The 23,425-nt window shown below is 64.9% G+C and carries 17 protein-coding genes; 9 read left to right on the top strand and 8 right to left on the bottom strand.

Going from position 1 to position 23,425, the window contains the following annotated elements:
• Positions 1-36: 36 nt before the first annotated feature.
• The 8 genes from ACIGJE_RS16565 to ACIGJE_RS16530 form a co-directional block, all read right to left on the bottom strand.
• Positions 37-603 (bottom strand): hypothetical protein, encoded by a 567-nt coding sequence (locus ACIGJE_RS16565; protein WP_483678077.1) that lies wholly within the window; start codon positions 601-603, stop codon positions 37-39.
• A complete protein-coding gene (locus ACIGJE_RS16560; protein WP_483678075.1) occupies positions 600-2,366 on the bottom strand; it encodes a UvrD-helicase domain-containing protein in 1,767 nt (588 codons plus the stop codon). Before ACIGJE_RS16560 ends, ACIGJE_RS16565 begins: the two co-directional genes overlap by 4 nt.
• Entirely contained in the window at positions 2,359-4,431 is a 2,073-nt protein-coding gene (locus ACIGJE_RS16555) for an ATP-dependent nuclease (RefSeq protein ID WP_483678074.1), read from the bottom strand. The genes ACIGJE_RS16560 and ACIGJE_RS16555 overlap by 8 nt, the downstream gene beginning before the upstream one ends.
• Complete coding sequence (locus tag ACIGJE_RS16550) at positions 4,431-5,462, bottom strand: nucleotidyl transferase AbiEii/AbiGii toxin family protein (RefSeq protein WP_483678072.1); 1,032 nt, start codon at positions 5,460-5,462, stop codon at positions 4,431-4,433. Before ACIGJE_RS16550 ends, ACIGJE_RS16555 begins: the two co-directional genes overlap by 1 nt.
• Positions 5,455-6,048: a DUF6088 family protein gene (locus tag ACIGJE_RS16545; protein WP_483678070.1), complete on the bottom strand. Its 594-nt coding sequence runs from the start codon at positions 6,046-6,048 to the stop codon at positions 5,455-5,457. The genes ACIGJE_RS16550 and ACIGJE_RS16545 overlap by 8 nt, the downstream gene beginning before the upstream one ends.
• A gap of 66 nt (positions 6,049-6,114) precedes the next feature.
• Positions 6,115-7,452 carry a hypothetical protein gene (locus ACIGJE_RS16540; protein WP_483678068.1) on the bottom strand — a complete coding sequence of 446 codons (1,338 nt, stop codon included), beginning with the start codon at positions 7,450-7,452 and terminating at the stop codon, positions 6,115-6,117.
• A complete protein-coding gene (locus ACIGJE_RS16535; RefSeq protein WP_483678066.1) occupies positions 7,452-8,552 on the bottom strand; it encodes a toll/interleukin-1 receptor domain-containing protein in 1,101 nt (366 codons plus the stop codon). Before ACIGJE_RS16535 ends, ACIGJE_RS16540 begins: the two co-directional genes overlap by 1 nt.
• Positions 8,553-8,560: 8 nt before the next feature.
• Complete coding sequence (locus ACIGJE_RS16530) at positions 8,561-9,196, bottom strand: hypothetical protein (protein WP_483678064.1); 636 nt, start codon at positions 9,194-9,196, stop codon at positions 8,561-8,563.
• Between the two features lie 87 nt (positions 9,197-9,283).
• Here ACIGJE_RS16530 and ACIGJE_RS16525 point away from each other — a divergent pair, with 87 nt between their 5' ends.
• From ACIGJE_RS16525 to ACIGJE_RS16485, 9 genes are all read left to right on the top strand, one after another.
• A complete protein-coding gene (locus tag ACIGJE_RS16525) occupies positions 9,284-9,838 on the top strand; it encodes a hypothetical protein (RefSeq protein WP_483678062.1) in 555 nt (184 codons plus the stop codon).
• A gap of 12 nt (positions 9,839-9,850) precedes the next feature.
• Positions 9,851-10,774, top strand: coding sequence for a hypothetical protein (locus ACIGJE_RS16520; protein WP_483678060.1), 924 nt, complete (start codon positions 9,851-9,853; stop codon positions 10,772-10,774).
• Between the two features lie 51 nt (positions 10,775-10,825).
• Positions 10,826-12,241: a hypothetical protein gene (locus tag ACIGJE_RS16515; protein ID WP_483678058.1), complete on the top strand. Its 1,416-nt coding sequence runs from the start codon at positions 10,826-10,828 to the stop codon at positions 12,239-12,241.
• A 56-nt stretch (positions 12,242-12,297) separates the two neighbouring features.
• The gene (locus ACIGJE_RS16510) at positions 12,298-13,221 is read left to right on the top strand and encodes a phage exclusion protein Lit family protein (RefSeq protein WP_483678056.1); all 924 of its coding nucleotides are present in this window, start codon (positions 12,298-12,300) and stop codon (positions 13,219-13,221) included.
• Between the two features lie 18 nt (positions 13,222-13,239).
• Positions 13,240-13,743 carry a GIY-YIG nuclease family protein gene (locus tag ACIGJE_RS16505; protein ID WP_483678054.1) on the top strand — a complete coding sequence of 168 codons (504 nt, stop codon included), beginning with the start codon at positions 13,240-13,242 and terminating at the stop codon, positions 13,741-13,743.
• Positions 13,744-13,965: 222 nt separating this feature from the next.
• On the top strand, positions 13,966-14,913 hold the full coding sequence (locus ACIGJE_RS16500; protein ID WP_483678052.1) for an ArdC family protein: 948 nt from the start codon (positions 13,966-13,968) through the stop codon (positions 14,911-14,913).
• A gap of 515 nt (positions 14,914-15,428) precedes the next feature.
• Positions 15,429-17,555, top strand: coding sequence for a ParB/RepB/Spo0J family partition protein (locus ACIGJE_RS16495; protein ID WP_483678050.1), 2,127 nt, complete (start codon positions 15,429-15,431; stop codon positions 17,553-17,555).
• A gap of 231 nt (positions 17,556-17,786) precedes the next feature.
• On the top strand, positions 17,787-22,109 hold the full coding sequence (locus tag ACIGJE_RS16490) for a strawberry notch-like NTP hydrolase domain-containing protein (RefSeq protein WP_483678048.1): 4,323 nt from the start codon (positions 17,787-17,789) through the stop codon (positions 22,107-22,109).
• Positions 22,109-23,146 carry a DUF7146 domain-containing protein gene (locus ACIGJE_RS16485; RefSeq protein ID WP_483678046.1) on the top strand — a complete coding sequence of 346 codons (1,038 nt, stop codon included), beginning with the start codon at positions 22,109-22,111 and terminating at the stop codon, positions 23,144-23,146. The genes ACIGJE_RS16490 and ACIGJE_RS16485 overlap by 1 nt, the downstream gene beginning before the upstream one ends.
• Positions 23,147-23,425: the final 279 nt, after the last annotated feature.

The raw sequence follows: 23,425 nt of genomic DNA, 5'->3' as shown, positions 1-23,425 counted from the left end.
TCATACGCGAGCATGACGCCCCGGTCCGCGGCGGCGTCAACGAGGTCTGTCTAATCGGAACTCTTCAGCCGGAACATCCACACGCCATGCTGAGCTCGGATGGGCGATACAGTCGTGGTCGTAGTGGTCCAAGCAGCAATAGATTTCGCTGACCGAGATGGTGGTGACGTAAACCGCACAATCGGCGAGATCGTAGTACGAGGCGTGATGAGCGGCATACCAGATCGCCTTATCGAGAGAGGAGGTCCACGACATTCCCAGTGTGTGGACGGGCCCTGCGCATCCTCGAAACAGCGTCGCGCGGTCGCCTGTGATCTGCGTTAGAGGCTTGAGCGTGCGCAGCCGCTGCCGATCACAAACATCGAAGATCGCCTTGATCGTCTCGATCCCATAGGCGCTGAAGTGCGACGAGTGGACATAGCAATCGAGCCATGCCGGCTCCAAAACCTGCAACCGGCCGAGCGCGCGATAATTGCGTACGATGAAATCGAGCGCGTCCGAAGGAATGTAGCCTTGGAAGTTGTCGCCGCGCTGGATCGCGGCTCGAACATGCTGAGCGTCAGCCTCCTCAATGCCGGCAAAATCGAGCAGGTCCAGGCTCATGCCGGCACTGCCGCCGGGTCGGCCGGCAAGGCGACAATGTTGTCGGCCCCGAACCAAGCCGTGAGCCGCGCCATCGCATTTGCACTGAGCACCTGCGTAAACAAGATCGCTAGGCGGACTTTGGGCCGGGAGCATGCCACGTAGAACAGATTGCGGTTGTTCTCGAAGAACTCGATCTTGTCGGCGGGCGGACCAGGCTCGATCCATTCGAGCATCTGGCCGAAATTATATTTGTTCCACCCACGACCGACGATCACCAACACGTTCTCGAACTCCGCGCCCTTCACGCCGTGCTTGGTGGCAAAGGGTGTGTGTCCGTCGATGAATTGATCGAGGGCGATCAGCTCAGTATAGGGGACCGCACGCAACTTCCGAAGCTGGGTGACGCGGCGGGACTCCCCTTCCATCGGCTCGGCGCCGGCGTCGGCCAGTCGTCGTTCCGCTTCTTCCACAGGCTCGGGTAGCCGCATGCGCGGCTGAGCGGCGATGAAATCGACAACCTCGCCGATCGTCCCCGACGTTCGCAGCGCGATCAGTGCAGTCATAGCATCCGACCACGCCACCTTGTCCGCTTGCTTCTGGATTTTAGGCGTTCCGGTTCCGAAGCATCCGAACATTTCGCCATAGCACTTCGCCTCGAAGGCGGCGCAGGCCGGCTCCAACTGATCAGCTAGAAACTTGATGTGGGGATCGTCCTTTTTCAGCCAGGGATCGTTGAACTGGCCGTAGATCGGCGGGATGCTCGCATAGCCCTGCTCGCGCGCAAGGACGCTGTGGCTGAGCATGAGAATCTTGGTTTTCCCGACCCCGAGGTCCCAGCCCTCGGCCGCAAGTCGATGCTTGATGTGCGCGAAATACGCCTTGGCCGCCTCGGGGCTTGTATCGCCGGTCCAGTGCCCGCCGCCTTGTCCGGTTCGCCTGACGCCAGGCCAGAGATTGGTGTGAAACACGCGCGCTTCGCCCGGCATGGCAGGATCACGCACCATTTGCGGCAGCGCCGGCCGCATTCGATTGAGAACCTGGACGATTGGGTCCGTGGATCGGAAATTCGCGTTCTTGTCGATCACTTCCAGCACCGCGTGCTCGACCAGGCCGCAGCCCTCGCCATAGATTTTTTGCCAGTGATCGCCGAACAGGCCGAGCTGCGGACCTTGGCCCGTGTCCAGAAACCAGGCCTTGATCGCATCGACGAAACCGGCGTCAGTGTCCTGGTATTCGTCGATGAGCAGGATGGGATAACGCGCCGTCAGGACCGATCGGAATTTCGGATAGGCAAGCGTCTGCATCATCAGCGCCAGAACGTCGTCATGCCGAAGTGTCACCTGATGGTCGCCGACGCTGGGATATCCCAGTTCGTAGTGGACACGGCGCGCTCCAATGCCGCCAACAGGTTCGAGACGCTCCGCCCACCCCTCAAGAGCGGGCACAAGCGCGCGGAGCGTCGATTGGAAGTCCTGCAGAATGGACCAGCAAAAGCCATGGATCGTTTCAGGGCGCACCGCCGGATGAGCTTGGATGCGGGAGATGATCTCGTCCTTGGCAACGTTGGTGTAGGTGATGCAGCCGACTTGCTGACCCCGGCGAAGAAGCTCCGAGCCCCGGCGATCGATCAGGCGACGAAGCGCCTTGTCGAGCGAATAGGTTTTTCCAGCACCAGCGCCTGCCTCCAGACGGAAGCTGCGCCCCTCATCGAGACAAGCGAACATCCGCTCAAGGGCGACACGCCCGGCGGCGTCTGCGGGATTTTCCGCTTCCTCAGCCATTGTCGCCAACCTCGGCCACGTTCACCGCGACGCCTGCGGCGTCAGCAACGATCTCGACCGCGACCGGCGGGACCGGCTCCGCGGGGGCGGGATTACCTTCCGCCAGCCAGCGCAGTCCCTCGGCAATATATCGGGGAACATTCCATTCGGTCTGCTCGATCGCGTGCTCCAGCGCGAAGGTCGACTTCTTCTGGTCACTAGCCAGCGCATAGGCCGCAAGCGCGCGGTCGCCGTCGTCAAGGGGAAAGCGTGCAGGATTGGCCAGGATGAAGGCGTCCTCGAAGCTCCGGCCACACGGTCCGCCCTGGGCTTCCGGTATCTGAAAGGCGATGCGCCGAATGCCAGTTGTCTTCTCAGCCGCAGTCTTTCCCAGCAGAACCTCCGGCGAAACGTCGTCGCCGAACAAGGCTTTCAAGCACCCGTTGCTGGTGAACACGCCCTCCGCCACAGGCACGGCGACACGCTTTCCGCCGTCGTTCGGCTTCACTGCATCGATGTCGGTGATGATGAGGGTACGCAGTTCTAGGAACGATAGGAGATCGAAGAAGCGGTGCGCATAGGCGCCGCCGACCTCCATCACCGTGAGATACTGGCTTCCGAGCTGCGGTTGACCAGCGGCGGCGCTGTCGGTCTTGCGGATCATTGCGGGGAGCAGAATCCGCTCCGCCGTGCCCTCGATCAGGACCGCCTTGTCGGCGAAGAACAGATCACATCGCGTCAGGGTCAAATACTGATGCAGAAATTCGCGATCGGGCTCGGTCGCGCCACCCATGCCCTTACGCAAGTCCTTCACGACCGAACGGCGCATGCCTTCCCCATCCGGTACAGAGAGGAAATAGCGCATGGCCTCGAAGCGCGCTTCGTTCGCCATATGTGGAGAGTGGGTGGTTACGACGAACTGGACCGGCCAGGGCCTGTTCTCATTGAGCTGAGCGACGAAGGCGCTAGTGATCTGATCGAGCTGCCGGATGAAGACCTCCTGCATCTGAGGATGCAGGTGTGCTTCCGGTTCCTCGATAAAGATCAAATGCACACCAGCGGCCGTCGGTGTGGCCTGATACTCGCGGAAGAACCGCAGTAGCTGGAGCAGCATGTAGACCAAATTGCGCACGCCGAGCCCATTGTAGGTTTCGGGCAGAGTCATGCCGTTGACGCCGACGTAGCGAACCTTGGTATGATCGTTCAGCAGCTTGTCGACATCGAAGCTGGTCTCGGTAACGAGGCCGGGATCGGAGAGCCCGGGATAGCCGAACAGGTCGAACGTCGGCAGAAGCGAGGTGAGCTTCGCGTTGAAGCCGGCGTGCAGATCACCCTGAATTTGTTCAACGGCCGCCTTGAGCTGCTCGGCCGTCGTCCGCTTCTCGGGATCGACGGGATCGGTGAGAGCCGACTGAAAGAGCACCTCAACGACTTTTCCGAGCACATCCCGCTCGCGGTGCGTGTCGTCGTCGAGGCCGCGCTGCGCATTGATGAAGCCGCCCCGAACCAGCGCCGTGAGCGTTTTTGGCTCCAGCGACTTTCGATTGGTCGGGTCATTGGGATCGACCGCCTCCAACGACGCCGCGTAGGCACTTTGCACGCGACTGCCCAGTGCCCGAAACAAGGCTAGACGGTTGGCCGCAACATCCTCACCGACCGCTAGGTCAGCGAAAAGCGTTGCCGGCGCGGTTGGCCGAGGGCCATAGGTGAGGACGAGCCTTGCCTCGCTACAGTTCGGATCGAGATCGACGATGCAGTCGCTCAGCGGGCCGAGATCTGGAGCGTTGATATCATAGCTGATGTCGATCGTGACCTTGATCGATGGGAGCAGTACAATGACGTCGGGCGCAGAGGCTCCCGCTTGAAAGACTTCGAACGCCGTCCAGAAGCGCTCGTGGCAACCCAGGGAAAAATCCTCCACCCTGAATGAGGGTGACTTATCGCCGAGAAGTCGTCGGAACAGCTCTGCTATCGAGGTCTTCCCGCTATTGTTTCGTCCTACGATCAGCGTAGTGCGATCTTCCAAGCCCACTGCGACATCTCGCAGAAGTCGGAAGTTCTCGATTTCGACCCCTTTGATCCGCATCAACCTCCCCCCTCTATGTTTGCCGCTCCGTTCGCACTTGCAGCTATCTCGGCGCAGCGCGCCATGAGCACATCGAACGGTTCGGCTTCCTCGAGGAGGAGCCCATCGTCGACCATCTGCGCATAGTCTTCTGCGAGGGCGCTCGCCCCGTCGCCAGCCGGGACGAGCTGCAAGCCGCCGTTCACGGCTGCGGCATAGTCGATCTGAGAGCGGTCTGCGGCCTTCTCGGCGAAGAACATCGCCTTGTGGCGGGCAACGGCGTTGGCCAGCTCGCGATCCGCGAAGGCAGCGGTCGCAAATCCGGCTTCGTTGAGACGCACCACGTCATGCCAGTGACGCGCGAAACGATCACCGCGCAGCCGTTCCTGAAGGCAGAAGACATGGATCGCGGTCGCCTTCTCCCAGAAGGTCCGCTCCGCATGCATGACCCTCGGCCGAGCCGTTGGGAAGTCGACACCATCGATCAGGCCGGCCGCATCGCAGGTGACATCTCTCAGGCTCGCGGGCTCGCCCGTCGAGCGGGCGCCGAATTCGAGCATGACACTCGGGGCCACATAACCCGAGCCTGCCGTCGTCGCCTCATAATCGATGAAGAGCTTCTCACCATCGACCCGGATCGCCGCGGTCAGGGGACCGGTTGCCAGCGCCGAAGCGATGACCGGCTGAACGGCTTCCGCCACCCATTGCGGCAAGCGTTCGCGCACGGCGCTCGTCCAACGCTTTTCCTCGCTTCGCGTCTTCGGCAGCGCCTCGCCGTTGTCTCCGACGAGGTCGGGGGCGAGCGCACGAATGTCGTATGTCAGATCGACGTCCTCGGAAAACCGCCGGATGACACCGTAGGCCTTCGACAGCGAAGTGCCGCCCTTGAAGACCAGGTGTTCGCCCAGCGGCGAGCCGTAGAGCGTCGAGAGCGCCCACACCACCCACGCATCCTTCTCCAGCAGATGCGCCGGTCGGCCCGAGCGGTCGGCGGCGACGCTCAAGGCTTCCCGGCGATCCTCGGCCGGAAGGAGGAGGAAGGCGTCAGCCATGCGCGACCTTCCCCACGCTGCGCGCGAGCCAGGTCGGAAGCTGAGGCGCGGCCGCCACCAACTCACTGAAGGCGGCGGGTGGAAGCTTGCGCTTCAGGGTCTGGAGGGCCGACTCGGCCCTTTCCGGGCCGAGCCAGGCCAATGCTCGCACCGCCTGTCCCGCTGGCCGATGCGCCATGGCGAGCTGCCAGCGGGGAGCGTGGCGAAGCTCTACGATCTGCTTGCCGAGGCTCATCTTCCGGGTCCGTCCCGACGTCAGATAGACAGATCGGACCGGCACCTGCGTCGTAAGGCCGAGGCTGTTGGCGGCGGCCGCACCGCTTGAGACGATGACCTCTCCGCGCTGGGCGGCCAGCGCCTCGACCGCCTGTTCTACAGACGGCGCCCGGGTGCCGAACCGGCTCGTGACCGGCAGCAGATACACGCCGCGTCCGGCTCGAATCAGTTGCCCCCGCTCAGCAAGGCGCGACAAGGCCTGATCCACCGCGGCACGATTGCCAAGGTGGAGCAAGCTCTTAGCCGCGACGGGCGTGCCTTCCGGCAGCCGCTGCGCGTGCTCAAGGATCTGTTCGGTCAAGCGCTGCATCGCGATTCTCCTGTCAGAAATATACGCAGTTTTCTGACAGTTTTCAACCGGGGCTGGTGATGCCGGCTAGAGGAGAGGCGCACCCTTATCGAGCAGGCCGTCGAGAAAGTCCTCGCGCGAGGAGATAGGCCCGGCCTGGGTGGTGAGGATCAGCGCTTCCACCACCTGCCGAGCCAGCGACCGGGCCATGACCCGTTCCTTGGTCGAAATGGCCGTCATCGCCCGTCCGTGCAGGAACGCGCTGCGCAGGTCGAACAGCCGCTCGTACTGGTCGGCGTAGCTACGACCGCCCAGCAGACCGGCGACACGGCCTCGCATCTTATCGGTGGCGCGCAATCTCTTGTGCCTGTCGGGCGCCACTCGGAAGCTCTTCTGATAGTCGGCGCGCAGGCCCAGCGCCGCTTCAACCGTCGTGATATGCGCCAGGAATTCGTCGACGCCTTCCGCCAGGAACGCGCGGACCAGGAAGTGCGGGATCGGCGTTTCGAACAGAATCGATTGCTTCGCCTGCTCGACGATCGCCCAGCGGCTCTGGTCCCAGACCGGCAATTCGTTTGCGACGTCGTCGTCGAGGCGCAGCTCGACCGGTCGTTCCTCCTCATAAGTCCCGCCGTAGCCGTCGTCGTAGATCCGATCCTCCCAGCTCAGCGTATCGGGCGACGGGGGCGTGTTAGGGCGAACGAAGATGTCGCTGTCGACGGTGTAGACCCACGGGACCCGGAAGCCGCGCCAGTCGACCTCCGCCATGGTCGACCAGCTTTCCCACGGCGCCAGCAGCAGGAAGAACAGCGCCTCTTCGACCGCGCCAGGAAATCGTCCCTTATGGGGTTCGATCTGCCCCAGGTCCCGGCTGAGGTCCATGAACAGTACCGGGACAGCGCGTGCCTCGGGTTCGTGCTCGAGCGCTACCGCCTCCTCGACAACCAGCCAGTGGAACTCAGAAAAACGCGCGGCGTCGAAGTCCTGCCGCGGATAGAGCCGCTTCAGCCTGGTCTCATCGACCAGGGTCCGCAGTTCGTCCGCGGTCAGCCGGCCCAACCTCGCCGAGCCGAACGCAATCGACGGCAGGTCAGCAGCCAAGTCGAGCGGCACGAGGTGGATGCGCTTGGCATGGGTCGCCCTCATCGCCGCATCGAGGTCCTTTGCCGCCTCCTCTACCGGCAAGGAAAGATGGAGCGTCTCCTTCTGCAGCCCACAGGGAAGACCCAGAGCCCGCAAGGCGGTCGAGAGTGCGAAAGCCGGTCCCTTCTTGCCGGCGTTTGGATAGCCGTCTCGACAGGCTTCGCGCAGTCGCTCGAAGGCTGGATATGCGAGGATGTTATCGGGCCCCGGCGGACGCAGCCGCCAGAGGTCCGATATCGCGGAGATCATCGCCTTACTAGGGCCGGTCGCCGCCTCACTCATCAGCCGATCCGAAGCCGTCGCAGGAGCTTGGCCAGCACGGCTTCATACTCCTCGGGCTTTGAGAAGTCGGCGTAGAGCTTGCCCTTCAGGAACTCCGGTAGCTCGCACTCCTCATAAAGCAGCGGCAACACCACGACCTCACCGCTCGCGATCTCGCGGTTCATCGCCACATCGAGTTCCTTCTTCACCCAAGGCGCGCCGATCGACTTCTTGGAAAGAACGACGGCGATGTAGCGGCTCAGCTTCATGCCCTCTTCGATCTTGGCGATCAGCGAATCCCCGATGTCAATTTCCGCCTCGTCCAGCCACACGCGCTCCACGCCATGCGCGAGCAGATCCTTGCGCAGTTGACGCACGAAAGGCTTGTCGACGCCGGTGTGGCTCAGGAAGATGCCGTGGTACTTCTCATGCGCAGGGTCGGCCTTCTCCAGCGCCAGGCTGTCGCGAACGAGCTGGTTCTCGGCGTCTTGCGATGTCGGCGGCGTCAGCAGCCAGCCCGTCGTGGTCCCGAGCGTGACTTGACCGCCCAGGCTATAGCCCTCGGGCGTCGCGGCGATCGAGGCGTAGCCTTCGCCAGGATCGGACAGGCACAGCGTCCAGCCGCCGGTGCGTGACAGCACCTCGAAATAGCGAGCAAAGGGGCTGTCCGGATCAACCGGACCCATCCTGCGCCCCTTCTTCACGAGAAGCTCCGAGCGCTTCACGAAGCTCGCCACCTTCGACGCCACATACCCGAGATGGGTCTCGCGATAGCCGAAAAAGTTCACCCGCTTCGGCTCGGACAGGCACCAGATGACGGTCGCGCCATCGGCGATCGCCGCCTCCATCTCCTTGCGCCGGTCCTCGCCATCGAAGGCAGAGTCGAGGTCGTAACTGTCGTTCTGCCCCTTCAGCTTGCCCAGCTCGTAAAGCTCGTTCGAAAACTCTCCGGCCTTGCCGAACAGGAAATGCGTGTAACTCTCCGGGTTGATGATGATCGTGTCATACTCGTAGAGAGGATAAGCGGCCCGCGCACGATCCACTTCCGGCCGGCAAAGGCCGAGGTTCTCGATCTCCACTCCTTCGATCGCATCGCCCGTGTAGGTCAGCCCGACCGTCAATACCCTTCTCATCCGTCGACCCTTTCCGCCGTCAGTCCGGCGATCTCCGCCGGTTTCACGTCCATGACCTCGCCGCGGCTGCCGACAAGCGCGATCTCAATCCCCGCCAATGCGCAGCGCGACGCCAGTCGCTCGGCCAGGCGCAAGGTGCTGTCGGTCAGCGGCGCCACGGCGATCTGACGACCCCGCGATGGCGTCGCCATCAGCAACCCGACCGTCTCGCAAAGGCCGCGGTAGAGCCGTGAGACCTGGCCCGGGTGCCGCGTGTTGATGATGCCGCCCTTGCACTCAGCCGAAATGATCTGATTGCCAACCTCGGCGACGACGTCGCCGAGCCCCGACTTGGGATGGACGGTGATCGTCTGACCAGCAGGGTTTCGATAGACCCCACCGTAGGTCGTGCTGCCAAGGCTGGAGATCTTCGTAAAGTCGCGCCGCCCGAGCCAGGCCGCGAAGTCGAACTGCTTTCCGTGTTCGCCGTCGGGATGGATGCGGACGTCGCGCGCGCCCTGTGCGCGGAGCAGATGCATCGCGTAGGCGACCATGACGGCGCCCTCGTAGAGATGGTGTTCGTCAGGCCCGTCCGATTTTCCGACCCGGTTCGGCGGTGGCGCGAGGGCCGTCACGAGATCTTCGAAATCCAACCCATCCTCCCCCTATGGAACCGGCGTCGCTCGCCATTGACAGCTGCTTATAACCGGCCATATTTGCCCGGTAAAGGAGGCCCTGTCATGTTTGCCTATAACCCCGAGAAATTTGCGTCGCTCTACGCGACCGAGCTTGGCCAGCGCATTTGGGCCTCCCTCATCCGGCCGGAGAACGTCGCCCGGCTGGAAACGGCGTCCGAACTGGGCAAGCCCGCCGTCGAAGGCATCGAGGAGCAGCTCCTGGCGGAATTCCGCGAAGAGGTCTTGGCCGACCGCGTGAAGCAGATGGTCGGCCATATGGTGCGCCAGATTCTGGAGCAGCGCGATTGGGTGCTCGACCAGACCGATGTGAAAGTCCAGTCGGTGCCCTTCAGCAAGGCGGCGCGCTATCGCCGGCCCGACTGGTTCACCTTTCACGCCTTCCGCAACAGCAGCGATCCGCGCGACGTCGTCATCACCGACCGCCGGCAAAATCCCACGCTACCTGCCGGCTCGCGCTGGACCTTCTACGCCACCTTCGCCAGCCCGCTGAAAGCGGCGGTGGCGTTCGGCGTCAACGACATCAGGCAGCTCCGCCAGCAAGTCCATTCGCACGGTTTCCACCGTGTTCGCGTGGAGCGGATGCTGCGCCGGGCATGAGACGAGCAGACGATGAGTGATCTATTCGACGTCAACGGCGCCAATCTCGAACGCGGGTTTGAAAACCTGAAAGCCGCCGAGCTTCCGATCGAGCAGCAGCTTCACGCCATGCTGCAAGAGATGTGGGCGCGGTACGAGCCCTATGCCGACCCCGACTTTCGGCAGGGTTTCGCACGCGATGTCGATGGCCGCTTTTGGGAGATGTATCTGGGCTGCACTCTGCTCGATGCGGGCCGCACCCTGCTTCCCGTCGTCGAGCGCCAGCGCGAAGGCGGTCAGCCGGATCTCTGTGTCCTGGAAGATGGCCACCGCATCTGGATCGAGGCCATCACCCCAGAAGAAGGCGCACCGGGTCCTGACCAGGTCGCGCGTCCCGTTCCCCTCAACGAGGGCGGCGGCCTCTTCGCCGCACCGATCCGTCAGGCGCAGTTGCGCACGTCCGGGGCGTTCTGGACCAAGGCGCAGAGGATCGCGCGCTATCTTGAACAGGGTGTGATCGGCCCGGACGACACGAGGATCATCGCGATCAGTGCGAGCCGCTTCGGCGTCTATGTCGCCGAGCAGCCGTTGCCGCTGATCATGACCACGTTATTTCCGATCGGAGATGCCTACATCACCATCGATCGCGAAACGGGCGACGTCGTTGAAGAAGGATTTCATCCAGCTCCCTTCATCAACCGCGAACGCAATCCGATCCCGCGCACGGCATTTCTTGACGATCGCTTTGCCGACATCTCAGGCGTGATCTGGTCGCGCGTCGGCCTCGGCAACTTGTCGCGCCGGACCCGCCCGCTGACCTATGTCCATAATCCGCTGGCGCAGGTTCCGCTGGCGACAAACTGGGGTGTCTGGGATCGCGAGTTCGTCATCACCCCGCGCGGCGACGAATGGGAGGCCAACGACATCTTGGCGCCAGCCGCAGCGGAGGCATCATGACGATGCGCCCGAGTGCCCGCGCCCAGGGCCTTTCGCCCCATGAGGTTGACCATGGCCGTCGGCGATGAGCAGCGACTGATCACGCCGATCAGCCAGCGGCAGTTCGAGCTCTATGCGCTGTCGCTCGAACGTGGGCCCAATTTCGATCCCGCGCAGATCTTCGGGAGCTACCAGGCCGGGCGTGGCAGCGTGAGCGGCTGTATCCTCCTCGATCCAGAGCGCGGGATCTTCACCACCCTGTCACTGCGCAGGCGTGTCGATCATCGCTGGGTCCACGTCGATGAAGGCGGCCCCTATCCCACTCCCGAAGCCGCGCTGGACCACCTCAGCATCAGCATGCGCGCCGGCGTGCCGCCCGAGCCTTTGCCGCCGGGCGCGCGGCGGCGACCGCTTCTGCTGAAGACCGGAGCGCGAGGGACATCGCCGGAGTTCGACCTGCTGACGAGCACGATCAGCCATTTCCCGGCGCTGATGGCGGTCGGCGAATGCTATCTCGCGCTTCCAAATCCGGACGCCAACTTCGTCACCGATCTGCAAACCAACAATTTCGCGTCCCGCCTCTTCGAGCTCTACCTTCTTGCCTGCTTCCGCGAGCAAGGTCTGATCGTCCGGCAGGAGCATGTTTCACCAGACTTCCTGATCGAGAACGAAGGCGCCGCCTGCTGGATCGAGGCCGTGACCGCCAATTCCGAGACGCCCCGCTCCGGCGGGATCGGGGACTGGGTGCATGCTCCCGTCGATCGGAATGAGCGCCTGACTGGCGCGCCAGCCGAGCGCTTCGCCAAGACGCTGCGCGGCAAGCTTCAGCGCAACTATCATGAGCTGGATCATGTGAAGGGAATGCCCTTCGCTCTGGCGATCGCCGACTTCCATGAATCCGGCTCGATGGTTTGGAGCCGCGAGGCTTTGCCGACCTATCTCTACGGCCTGCGGGCAGATGTCGAAGGCGAAGGCGCCGGGCGACGTGCGATCGGCACCCCGATCAACAATCTTACGGGCAAGCACGGCATTCCGGCCGGGTTGTTCCGCGATCCCGACTTCGCTCACCTGTCCGCCGTCATCTTCAGCAATGCAGGGACGTTGACGAAATTCAACCGCATGGGCTTTCTCGCCGGATGGCGGCCGCCGGGACTGACGATGATCCGCCGCGGCATTCTCTACGATCGAACGCCCGGCGCTCTTGAGCCGATCGACTTCAACCTTTCCATCGACAGCGACGAATATCAGGCGCTCTGGCCTTGGGGAGAAGCCTGGTGTCAGGAGCTGGAAGTCTTTCATAACCCGCAGGCAACCCACCCCATTCCCTTCGGTCTCATCCCCGGCGCGACGCACTGGTTCGATCGCGACGGCGATGTTGAATGCAGCACCATTTGGGCGAACTCGGTTATTTCATCGATCACCCACGTTCGCATGACCGGCAAATCAGACGGCGCGAGCAAGGCGCAAAGCGAAAGCGAACCGTCATGACCAGCGCGCCGGCCAGGCCCCACACCCCGCTGCCGAATACAGGAGAGACGCCTGCCATGGCGACCGAACCATCCGACCGGGCCATCGTTCTCCACCTCCTGCGCGGGGCCGTTCCCGAGCGTGCTGACGACATCAGCAGCCTTTGGAGCCAGTACGGCCATGGTGTGGAGGTTGCGCCGAGCACCAAGGGCGTGACGATGAACGCCGATGACAAGCGCATCCAATTCGACACCAAGACGATCGATTTTTTCTGGCTGCTCGGCTTCAGCGCATGGCGTGCCATCGAAGTGTATTCGCCGGCCCTGGTGGTGGCGACATGGACCGGAATGCCGCTTGACCAGGCCCTCAAGATCGATGCGGAACGGGGGCAATACGAGTTCGATTACAAGCAGCGCATCAGCACCGCTCAATCACTCATCGCGGCCGAACAGACCGCACAAATTTCCTGGCCTGCGGATATCCCCCAGCCGACCGCTGACCGCGACAGCTTGGGGGATGTCCAGCACAAGACGATGTTCGACCTCGTCGCGCTCGCCCTGGCCTTTGCGCTGCTGCACGAATTCCGGCACGTCATGTATGGCGCCGACAAGAGCGCGCCATCGACGCTGCCCGAAGAGGAAATCGGCTGCGATAACTGGGCCCGCGAGTACATGACGAGCGGTCTCGCCGCCTATGCGAAGGACCATGGGCACAATTACGCCCAAGTACAGCAGAAGCGCGCGATGGGAATAGCGCTCGCCGCCGTGATCATCCACGCGATGACGCCCACCCACGCGCATTGGGGCAACCGTCAGTATCCGCCGATCGCCGAGCGGCTGACAGCGATGGTCAGCGGCTACAATCTGCCTGCCGGGTCTCCCTTCTGGCTCTTCACGGCCTGCCTCCTGATTGCACTTATGCGGCAGGAAAACCGGCCGCTCGACATCGTCGCGCATTCGAACCAGGAGATGGTCGAGATACTGCTCGACCGTCTCCGATAACGGCTCAGGGAGCGCGACGTGCCGGTTTATTTCATTGGCGAGGATGAAAACGGATGTTCCCCGGTCAAGATCGGGGTCGCGAAGAACATCGAGTCGCGCAAGCGTAACCTGCAGACCGGCAACCCTCTGGAACTGCGGCTGCTCGGGTGGATCGAGACGGCCGACGCGTTTGAGCTTGAGCGGCACCTCCACCAGCATTTTGGCGCGACCCACGTCCGCGGCGAGTGGTTCGCCATAGAGCCTGCCGACATCCTGCCCATTCTCCAGCGCGCCGGTCGCGATGGGTTTGTCGCCAAGAACGCCGACGCCTTTCAGATTGTTGGATATGACCGCGACGCTATCCCCGAATATCTCGGTGTGTGGGAATGGGCGGATCTAGAAATCGATGAATGTTGCCCGTTCTGCGGCTGCCTCTGCGGCATGCATTTCCAAGAAGCTTCGCAGATGTACTATTGCATCGGCTGCGACACGCTCACCGACTTTTCGGAGCACGATCCGCGCGACGAACCGCCAGACGAATGACGGCCTGAAAGGCGGAAAGACGCCCATCCTGAAAAACTGAAAATCGGCTTTACGCTTTTGAGGGGGAACGCCTTCCCCTGCGGCCGAGCCTTGCGTCTCGGCCGACCCCTTCTGCGGGGGGACCCCGCAACGCCCCCTTTAGAGTGAGAGTGCGGACCGGCATTGCCGTGACGGGTTCAGGGCTGGGAGAGAGGCTTCCGGCGCCCGTCGCGGAGATCCGCGATGTCCAGAAAGACCGCATCCGCTCGCCTAGGCCAGGACCGGGCGAGCCTCTATGACGAAATCACCGACAAGATCATCGCCGAGCTGGAAGCCGGGCGCGTGCCCTGGGTCCAGCCCTGGGGAACGGCGGCGGCAAAGGCGCCGCTCGCTATGCCAAGGAACGCCGCCACCGGCCGGCATTATTCCGGGATCAATGTGCTGATCCTTTGGGGCGCCGTGGTCGAACACGGTTTTCCCGGCCAGAGCTGGCTCACCTTCCGGCAAGCGCTGGCGGTCGGCGGGAATGTCCGCAAGGGCGAGCGCGGCACGACCGTCGTCTATGCTGACCGTTTCGTGCCCGACGACGAAAAGCGACGCGCTCGCGAGACCGGCGAAGAAGCCCAGGCGATCCCGTTCCTCAAGCGCTTCACCGTCTTCAACGCCGCACAGTGTGAGAACCTGCCGGATGACATCGCGGTCGTCGCGCCGCCACCTCCGCCGGGCCTGATCGAGCCCAGGGTCGAAGCACTGGTCCGCGCGACGGGCATCGACTTTCGCATCGGCGGCAGCCGCGCCTTCTATGTCCCGGCGCTCGACTACGTGCAGGTTCCGCCGCCCCAGGCCTATTTCGAGCCGATCAATTGGCACCGCACGGCGCTGCACGAGCTCGGCCACGCCACGGGCCATCCGTCGCGTCTCGGCCGGGACATGGCCGGCAGCTTCGGCTCCAAGAAATACGCGTTCGAGGAGCTGGTGGCCGAGATGAACGCTGCTTTCTGCTGTGCCTCGCTCTGCATCGTGCCGACAGTGCGACATGCCGACTACATCGGTTCGTGGCTTGAGGTGCTTCGGGAAGATAACCGCGCCATCGTCCGCGCAGCCTCGCAGGCGAGCAAGGCGGCCGACTGGCTGCTCGGCTTTTTGCCGGGAGAGACGGAGGTCGCCCGCCCAGATCGCGAGGCGGCCTGACACGGCTCAGGCCTTGATCGGTGCGCCGGGCGACTTATCTGTTTTGGTGCTTCGCATGATGGCGCTTCGCCGTCAGCCCCGATTCCGATCAGGGCCTCGTCCTCCCAAATGTGGAGGTTAACCGGCGCAGCCCCGCGGAGGGGCGCGTCGTGTGCGGCAGTTTTCTCCGAGGGCCATTTCAACCTTTGGAGAACATCATGCGACGTAAGTCAGCCCCCTATACCGATGCAGAAATTGCGCTTGCGAAGCGCCTCTTTGCGCAAGCGCAGGCCAGTGGGACGTTAAAGCCCCCGCGCGGCCTCATCGCGATCGCACTGAGTAACGGCTATCGTCAATCGGTCTCGCAGGCCGTGACCTATCGAGACTACCTGCGTGACGCGCGGCAGAGGCTTTCGCTTCGTGTGGGCGTCCGTGGTGGGCGTCGCCGGAAGTAGAGGAAGAGAGCGGTCGGGATTTCGTGACGGGTTGGAGGTCGAGAGAGAGGCTCTCGGCCGCCCGTCGCGGAGTACATCCCGATGGCTACTGCAGCTCAAAAGATCGTCCTGTCGTCCTCGCGCGACATCCCCTTCAACAAGCTTGTGCTCAGCCAGTCAAACGTCCGGCGCGTGAAGGCCGGCGTCTCGATCGAGGACCTGGCGTCCTCGATCGCCCGGCGCGGCCTGATCCAGAGCCTCAGCGTCATGCCCGTCGTCGACGCCGAGGGCGCCGAGACCGGCATGTTCGAGGTGCCCGCCGGCGGCCGCCGCTTTCGGGCGCTGGAAATGCTGGTCAAGCAGAAGCGCCTCGCTAAGGTCGCACCCGTTCCCTGCATCGTGCGGGGACGTGACGGAGCGGTCCTCGCCGAGGAAGTCTCGCTCGCCGAGAACATCGAACGCGCGCCACTCCATCCTCTCGACCAGTTCCGCGCCTTCCAGGACATGCGCGATAAGGGCATGACCGAAGAGGAGATCGCGGCGGCCTTCTTCGTTCAGGTCCAAGTCGTGAAGCAGCGCCTGCGTCTTGCGTCCGTATCGCCCGCGCTGCTCGACGTCTATGCCGAGGACGGCATGACGCTTGACCAGCTCATGGCGTTCACCGTGTCGAACGACCACGCCCGCCAGGAACAGGTCTGGGAAGCGGTCAAGGGCGCCTGGTCGAAGGAGCCGTACCAGATCCGGCGCATGCTCACCGAGACCACGGTGCGCGCATCGGACAAGCGGGCCGTGTTCGTTGGCATTGAGGCCTACGAGGCGGCTGGCGGCGTCACCATGCGCGATCTCTTCCAGTCCGACGATGGCGGCTGGCTGCAGGACCCGGGGCTACTCGATCGCCTGGTCGCCGAGAAGCTTAAGGCCACGGCCGAGGCGGTCGCCGCCGAAGGCTGGAAGTGGATCGAGGTCGCCGTCAGCTTCCCCTATGACGCCACGCGCGGCCTGCGCGAGCTGCAGGGCGAGTCGCTCGACCTCTCGGCTGAAGAGCAGGCGACGATCGACGCGCTCAACGCCGAGTACCAGAAGCTTGAAGCCGAATATGAAGGCGCCGACGAGCTGCCCGACGAGGTCGACCAGCGGCTCGGCGAGATCGAGACGGCGCTCGCCGCCTTCGAGACCCGGCCGGTGCGCTTCGAGGCGGACGACATCGCCCGCGCGGGCGTGTTCATCACCATCGGCCATGACGGTAGCCTCGACATCGATCGCGGCTACGTCCGGGCCGAGGACGAAGCGCCGATCGGGGCCGAGGGCGAGACTGGCGTGGAAGCCGGCGGCGATCCGGCCGAACCCGTGGTGCAGCGGGCGGTCATCACTATCGGCGGCCAGCCGGCCGAGCCGGAGGACGACGAGGACGACGGGGTCATCAAGCCGCTGCCGGAGCGCCTGGTCATCGAGCTGACGGCCTATCGCACGCTCGCGCTGCGAAACGCCGTCGCGGAGAACCCGCACGTCGCCATGACCGCGCTTCTTCACAAGCTCATCTCGGACACCTTCATCACCCGCATGTACACGGGCGCCATGGAAGCCGGAGTGAAGCACATCTTCTTCCCGGCTCAGGACGAGGCGCTGAAGGATAGTCCGTCCGCGCGCGCGGTGCAGGACCGCCACGCCGCCTGGGCCGGCGACATCCCGAAGGACGATGATGCTCTGTGGGACTGGCTCGCGGGCCTGGACGACGCCAGCCGCATGGCGCTGCTGGCGCATTGCGTCAGCTACGGCGTGAATGCGCTCTATGAGCGACCGAATCCGCACAGCGCCGGCGGCGTATCCCAGCACACGCTCGATATGCGGCTCGCCCAGGCCGACCGCCTGACAAGGGCGACCGGGCTCGATCTCGTCGAGGCCGGCTGGCGTCCGACCTTCGGCAACTATCTCAACCGCGTCACCAAGCCCCGTATCCTCCAGGCGGTCCGCGAGGGCGCCGGTGAACAGGCCGCGCAGCTCATCGACCATCTGAAGAAGGGCGACATGGCCAAGGAGGCCGAGCGTCTTCTGGCCGACACCGGCTGGCTGCCGGAGCCGCTGCGCCTGGTCACCGAGACCGAGGTGTCCGCGCCGGAGACCCAGACGGGCGGCGAGGATGACGGCGCTGCGCTGCCCGACTTCCTCGCAGGCGATGACGAGGAGCCCGCCGCCGAAGACGAGGAACGCCACCTCGTCGCGGCCGAATGAGCACCACGCGGAGCGGCTTCGGCCGCTCCGCCATTCCTCCAACGCAAGGAGCTTCGCCAGGTCGCAATCCAGCCCGGCGCCCGTCCCATCGCCGCCGCCGGAAGCCGGAGCGATGGAACGCGCGCCGACCGCGCCAGAGTGAGAGGTCGGCCGGGACGGGTTTGAGCCCGTCCGGTCGAGAGAGAGCGCCGGGCCGGCTCGTCCGTCTTCAGCTCTTTCGAGGTATCCACCATGCTTCACACCACGATCCCAGGAGCCGCTCCGGCGGCCTCGCTTCCGCTCGCGCCCGACGCGCCTCCGGCCGCCGCCATCCTCGCCGCCGCTGGCCATCTCCTTCCTCATCTCGAACAAGGCCGCCCCGTCGATGCCGCGGTCCTGCGCTCGGCCATGGAACAGGCCTTCGGTGCGTCCGACGCCAGCGGCGCCTGGGACTGGAAGACCGCCTACGACGCCTGCGAAGCGGCGACCGTCCTGTTCCTGCGCAAATACGGAAAGCCGCTTTTCCGTAAAGCCGCGTCTCCGGCTGCACGGCTCACCGCGCTCACCAAAATCGCCGGCCTGCTGCCGACACATACGCGCCGGTCCGAGGAAGCCCAGACCTTCCAGCAGTTCTCGACGCCGATCCCGCTCGGCCTGGCGGCATTGACTGCCGCATCGCTTACACCCGCCGACCGGGTGCTGGAGCCCTCTGCCGGCACGGGCTTGCTTGCGATCCTCGCGGAGGTCGCCGGCTCCAGTCTCATCCTCAACGAGTTGGCCGAGACCCGCGCCGATTTGCTCGCATCTCTCTTTCCGGCCATGCCTGTCACGCGCTTCGACGCCGCGCAGATCGACGATCATCTCGAACGCGGCGCCATTCCCAGCGTCGTCATCATGAACCCGCCCTTCTCGGTCATGGCGAACGTCGCCGGCCGCGTGGCGGACGCCGCCTATCGCCACATCGCCTCGGCGCTGGCACGGCTGGCTCCGGGCGGCCGGCTGGTCGCGATCACCGGCGCGAACTTCTCACCCGAGCTACCCGCCTGGCGCGACAGCTTCGTCCGGCTGCAGGAGCGCGGCCGTGTCGTGTTCACCGCGGCCATCGCCGGCTCGGTCTATGCCAAGCACGGCACGACCATCGAGACACGCCTGACCGTCATCGACAAGGCGCCGGCCGAGGATGCGGCTCGCTTCCCAGAATCCGCCGGTATCGCGCCGGACGTGGCGACGCTGCTTGCCTGGATCGAGCGGGACCTTCCGCCACGGATGCCTCTCACGCTGCCGACCGCCCCGACTGAACCCGCACCGCGCACGGTTCGCGGTTATCTCGCCCGGGCCGCGTCCATCGCGCCGGTGCGCAGGATCGCCGAGATCGAGGGCGTACCGGTCGACTATGCGACGATCGACTGGACCCCGCCCGAGGGCGGCCGCCTGTCGGAGTCGATCTACGAGCCCTATGTGCTCCAGTCGATCCGCATCCCGGGCGCACAGCCCCATCCCACCAAGCTCGTGCAATCGGCCGCCATGGCGTCGGTCGCGCCGCCGAAGCCGAGCTATCGGCCAACGCTTCCCGCCGCGATCGTCACCGACGGGGTCCTGTCCGATGCCCAGCTCGAAACGGTCATCTATGCCGGCGAGGCTCATGGCGAATTTCTCGCAGGCGCCTGGACCGTGGACGAGACCGGCGACCTGGTCACCGCTGCGCCGGACGATACCCCGACCGCCATCCGCTTCCGCCGGGGCTTCATGCTCGGTGACGGTACAGGCGCCGGCAAGGGTCGTCAGTCGGCTGGCATCATCCTCGACAATTGGCTCCGAGGCCGGCGCAAGGCCGTCTGGATCTCGAAGTCCGACAAGCTGCTCGAAGACGCGCAACGGGACTGGTCGGCGCTGGGCATGGAGCGCCTGCTGGTCACGCCATTGTCGCGTTTCCCCCAGGGGACGCCCATCCGACTGAACGAAGGCGTCCTATTCACCACCTACGCTACGCTACGGTCCGACGACCGCGGCGAGAAGCTTTCGCGCGTCAAACAGATCGTTGAATGGTTGGGCTCCGACTTCGATGGAGTGATCATTTTCGACGAGTCACACGCGATGCAGAACGCCGGCGGCGGCAAGGGAGAACGGGGCGATGTGGCCCCTTCGCAGCAAGGCCGTGCTGGACTCAGGCTTCAGCACGCGCTCCCGAACGCCCGCGTCGTCTACGTCTCGGCGACTGGCGCGACCACCGTCCACAATCTCGCCTATGCCCAGCGGCTCGGCCTGTGGGGTGGCGATGATTTTCCCTTCACCAATCGCGCTGAGTTCGTCGAAGCCGTGGAGAATGGCGGCGTCGCGGCCATGGAGGTGCTCGCCCGCGACCTGCGTGCGCTCGGCCTCTACACGGCCCGGTCGCTCTCCTATGACGGTGTCGAATACGAGCTGGTCGAGCATGAGCTCACGCCCGAGCAGACGCGCATCTACGACGCCTATGCCGGCGCCTTCGCCATTATCCACAATCATCTCGACGCGGCGATGCAGGCCGCCAACATCACCGGCGACAGCGGCACGCTGAACCGACAGGCGAAGTCGGCCGCGCGCTCGGCCTTCGAGAGCGCCAAGCAGCGCTTCTTCGGTCATCTGCTGACCAGCATGAAGACGCCGACGCTGATCCGCTCGATCGAGCAGGATCTGGCCGATGGGAATACCGCCGTCATCCAGATCGTCTCGACCGGCGAAGCGCTGATGGAACGCCGCCTGGCCGAAATCCCGACCGAGGAATGGAACGACGTGCGCGTCGACATCACGCCGCGCGAGTACGTCCTCGATTATCTCGCCCATTCCTTCCCGGTGCAGCTCTACGAGCCGTTCTCCGACAGCGAGGGCAATCTGTCGTCGCGACCCGTCTACCGGAACGGCCAGCCTGTCGAGAGCCGGGAAGCCGTCGCCCGCCGCGACGAGTTGATCGAGCGGCTCGCATCGCTTGAGCCCGTTCCCGGCGCACTCGACCAGATCGTCCAGCGCTTCGGCACGGATGTCGTCGCCGAGGTCACCGGCCGTTCGCGGCGCGTGGTGCGCAAGGGCGAGCGCCTCGCCGTCGAGAATCGAGCGGCCTCGGCCAATCTCGCCGAGGCGGCCGCTTTCATGGATGACCAGAAGCGTGTTCTCGTCTTCTCCGACGCCGGCGGCACGGGGCGTAGCTATCACGCCGACCTGGCCGCCAGGAACCAGCGCCTGCGCATCCACTATCTCTTGGAACCGGGCTGGAAAGCCGACGCGGCGATCCAGGGGCTTGGCCGCACCAACCGGACCAATCAGGCGCAGCCGCCGCTCTTCCGGCCGATCGCCAGCGACGTGAAGGCCGAGAAGCGCTTCCTCTCGACGATCGCGCGCCGGCTCGACACGCTCGGCGCCATCACGCGCGGGCAGCGCCAGACCGGCGGCCAAGGCCTGTTCCGGCCCGAAGACAATCTCGAAAGCGCCTATGCCCGCGATGCACTGCGCCAGCTCTACCTGCTGCTCGTCCGCGGTAAGGTCGAAGGCTGCTCACTCGACCGCTTCGAGTCTGCCACCGGCCTCAAGCTCTCGGATGAGAACGGCATCAAGGACGAGCTGCCGCCGATCACCACCTTCCTCAACCGGCTGCTGGCGCTCACCATCGACCTGCAAGGCGTGCTGTTCACAGCGTTCGAGCAACTCCTGACTGCCAAGGTCGAGGGCGCGATCCGCAGCGGCGTCTACGACATCGGGCTCGAGACGCTGCAGGCCGAGAGCTTCGTCGCCGCCGCCAGTCAGGTGATCCACACGCACCCGGGCACCGGCGCGGAAACGCGGCTTCTCACCATCACCCGCCGGGAACGCAATCGGCCGACGACGCTCGCCGATGCGCTCGACCATCTTTCCGATTCACGCACGCGGCTCCTGGTCAACGGCCGCTCCGGCCGCGCCGCCGTGCAAATTCCCGCACCGTCGATGATGCTCGACGATGGCGAGATCGAGCGTCGCGTCTGCCTGATCCGCCCGATGGAGCAGCACTATGCGCCGCTGCGCATGATGGACGAGAGCCATTGGGAGGAAGCCGATCGCGCTACCTTCGCCGCCGCGTGGTGGGCGGAGCTGAACGACGTGCCGGAGTTCTCCGACAGCACGATCCATATCGTCGCCGGCCTACTGTTGCCGATCTGGAAGCGCTTGCCGAACGAGTCGACCCGCGTCTACCGGCTCCAGACCGATGCCGGCGAGCGCATCATCGGCCGCCGCGTCTCGCCGGCCTGGGCGGCGAACGCCGTCACCACGGGCGCCGCGTCGCTGGCACCCGAGCAGGCCTTCACCGCGCTGATGGACGGCACGACGATCCTCGATCTCGCCGACGGCCTTCAGCTCCGGCGCGCGCGCGTCATGAGCGCCCACCGGCTGGAGCTGACCGGCTTCACCGAGGCGATGCGGGATCGGCTGCGGGCATACGGCCTGTTCAGCGAGATCATCTCGTGGAAGCTCCGCTTCTTCGTGCCGATCGACGCCACCGGGCCGGCGGTGCTCGCCAGGCTGCTCGGCACCTTCCCGGTGGCGCGCATCTCCGAGCGGGAGGCCGCGTGATGGCACGTCAGGATGCTTCCGATGTTGCGCATCGTCTCGGCCGGCAGGCCGAGGCGGTGTGCCGGCATTATCTCTCCAGCGGCCGCCGCGAGGGCGGTTACTGGCTGGTCGGCGACGTGCGCAACACGCCCGGCCGCTCGATGTATGTGCGGCTCAAGGACACACCGAAAGGCCCAGCCGGGAAATGGACCGACGCGGCGACCGGCGAGCATGGCGATCTGCTCGACGTCGTCCGCGAAAGCTGCGGCCTTGTGGACTTCAAAGACGTTGCCGACGAGGCCCGGACCTTCCTCAGCATGCCGCCGCCGGAGCCGGAGGCCCGTGAGCACCAGCGGCAGAGCCCGGCGCCGCACGGCTCGCCCGAAGCGGCGCGTCGGCTGGTTCGCATGTCGCAGCCAATCCACGGCACGCTCGTACAGGCGTATTTACGGGAACGCGGCATTACGGATTTACGCGGAACCGGAAGCCTGCATTTCCACCCGCGCTGCTACTACCGCCCCGACGAGCATTCGCCAACCGAGACCTGGCCCGCGATGATCGCTGAAGTCACCGACCTCGACGGCAAGATCACCGGGGCGCATCGCACCTGGCTCGATCCCCGCCGCCGCGACAAGGCGCCGATCGACACGCCGAGGCGGGCGATGGGCGATCTTCTCGGCAACGCTGTCCGCTTCGGCATCGGTGGCGAGGTGATGGCGGCCGGCGAAGGCATCGAGACAGTCCTGTCGCTCCGGCAGGTCCTTCCCGACATGCCGATGCTGGCGGCGCTCTCGGCGGCCCATCTCGCCGCCATCCTTTTCCCCGACACGCTGCGGCGGCTCTACATCGTCCGCGACAATGATCCGGCCGGCGACGGGGCGCGCGACACCGTGATCGAACGGGCCAACGCGGCCGGGATCGAGGCGATCGTGATCTCGCCAGAGCTGGGGGACTTCAACGAGGATCTGCGCACCCTCGGCCTGGACGCACTGCGCATGGAAGCCCGGTTGCAGGTCGCGCCGCAGGACGTGGCCCGCTACATGGCGTTGGCGGCATAGCCAGCAGGAGGATGCGGGTGCGGGATGCCGCCGTGCTCAGCGGATGCTTCAATCCGTCGGAGGGGACCGCGCCTCAGCCTTCGAGAGGGCGATCGGCCCACAAGCCGGCCAGTCGGGCAATGGCGGCGGCCGACTATTTTCCGGCGCGGCCTCAAGGCCGCTTTCCATCGCGAGGCAAAATAGCCGGCCTTAGCCATCGAGCCCTCCGCTCGCGCTCCGGGTGCCCAGCCATCCGGCCCGTGGGCTTCGTCGCCATGAAGGCCGCGACGGTCGCGGTCC

The sequence above is a fragment of the Labrys sp. E2SS-1L genome (assembly GCF_057073705.1).
This window is presented reverse-complemented; position numbering and strand designations above follow the sequence as displayed.

Excerpts from the sequence above, each read along its gene's own strand:
- ACIGJE_RS16565 (WP_483678077.1), bottom strand. The coding sequence starts at position 603 with ATGAGCCTGGACCTGCTCGATTTTGCCGGCATTGAGGAGGCTGACGCT.
- ACIGJE_RS16560 (WP_483678075.1), bottom strand. The coding sequence starts at position 2,366 with ATGGCTGAGGAAGCGGAAAATCCCGCAGACGCCGCCGGGCGTGTCGCC.
- ACIGJE_RS16555 (WP_483678074.1), bottom strand. The coding sequence starts at position 4,431 with ATGCGGATCAAAGGGGTCGAAATCGAGAACTTCCGACTTCTGCGAGAT.
- ACIGJE_RS16550 (WP_483678072.1), bottom strand. The coding sequence starts at position 5,462 with ATGGCTGACGCCTTCCTCCTCCTTCCGGCCGAGGATCGCCGGGAAGCC.
- ACIGJE_RS16545 (WP_483678070.1), bottom strand. The coding sequence starts at position 6,048 with ATGCAGCGCTTGACCGAACAGATCCTTGAGCACGCGCAGCGGCTGCCG.
- ACIGJE_RS16540 (WP_483678068.1), bottom strand. The coding sequence starts at position 7,452 with ATGAGTGAGGCGGCGACCGGCCCTAGTAAGGCGATGATCTCCGCGATA.
- ACIGJE_RS16525 (WP_483678062.1), top strand. The coding sequence starts at position 9,284 with ATGTTTGCCTATAACCCCGAGAAATTTGCGTCGCTCTACGCGACCGAG.
- ACIGJE_RS16520 (WP_483678060.1), top strand. The coding sequence starts at position 9,851 with ATGAGTGATCTATTCGACGTCAACGGCGCCAATCTCGAACGCGGGTTT.
- ACIGJE_RS16515 (WP_483678058.1), top strand. The coding sequence starts at position 10,826 with ATGGCCGTCGGCGATGAGCAGCGACTGATCACGCCGATCAGCCAGCGG.
- ACIGJE_RS16510 (WP_483678056.1), top strand. The coding sequence starts at position 12,298 with ATGGCGACCGAACCATCCGACCGGGCCATCGTTCTCCACCTCCTGCGC.
- ACIGJE_RS16500 (WP_483678052.1), top strand. The coding sequence starts at position 13,966 with ATGTCCAGAAAGACCGCATCCGCTCGCCTAGGCCAGGACCGGGCGAGC.
- ACIGJE_RS16495 (WP_483678050.1), top strand. The coding sequence starts at position 15,429 with ATGGCTACTGCAGCTCAAAAGATCGTCCTGTCGTCCTCGCGCGACATC.
- ACIGJE_RS16490 (WP_483678048.1), top strand. The coding sequence starts at position 17,787 with ATGCTTCACACCACGATCCCAGGAGCCGCTCCGGCGGCCTCGCTTCCG.
- ACIGJE_RS16485 (WP_483678046.1), top strand. The coding sequence starts at position 22,109 with ATGGCACGTCAGGATGCTTCCGATGTTGCGCATCGTCTCGGCCGGCAG.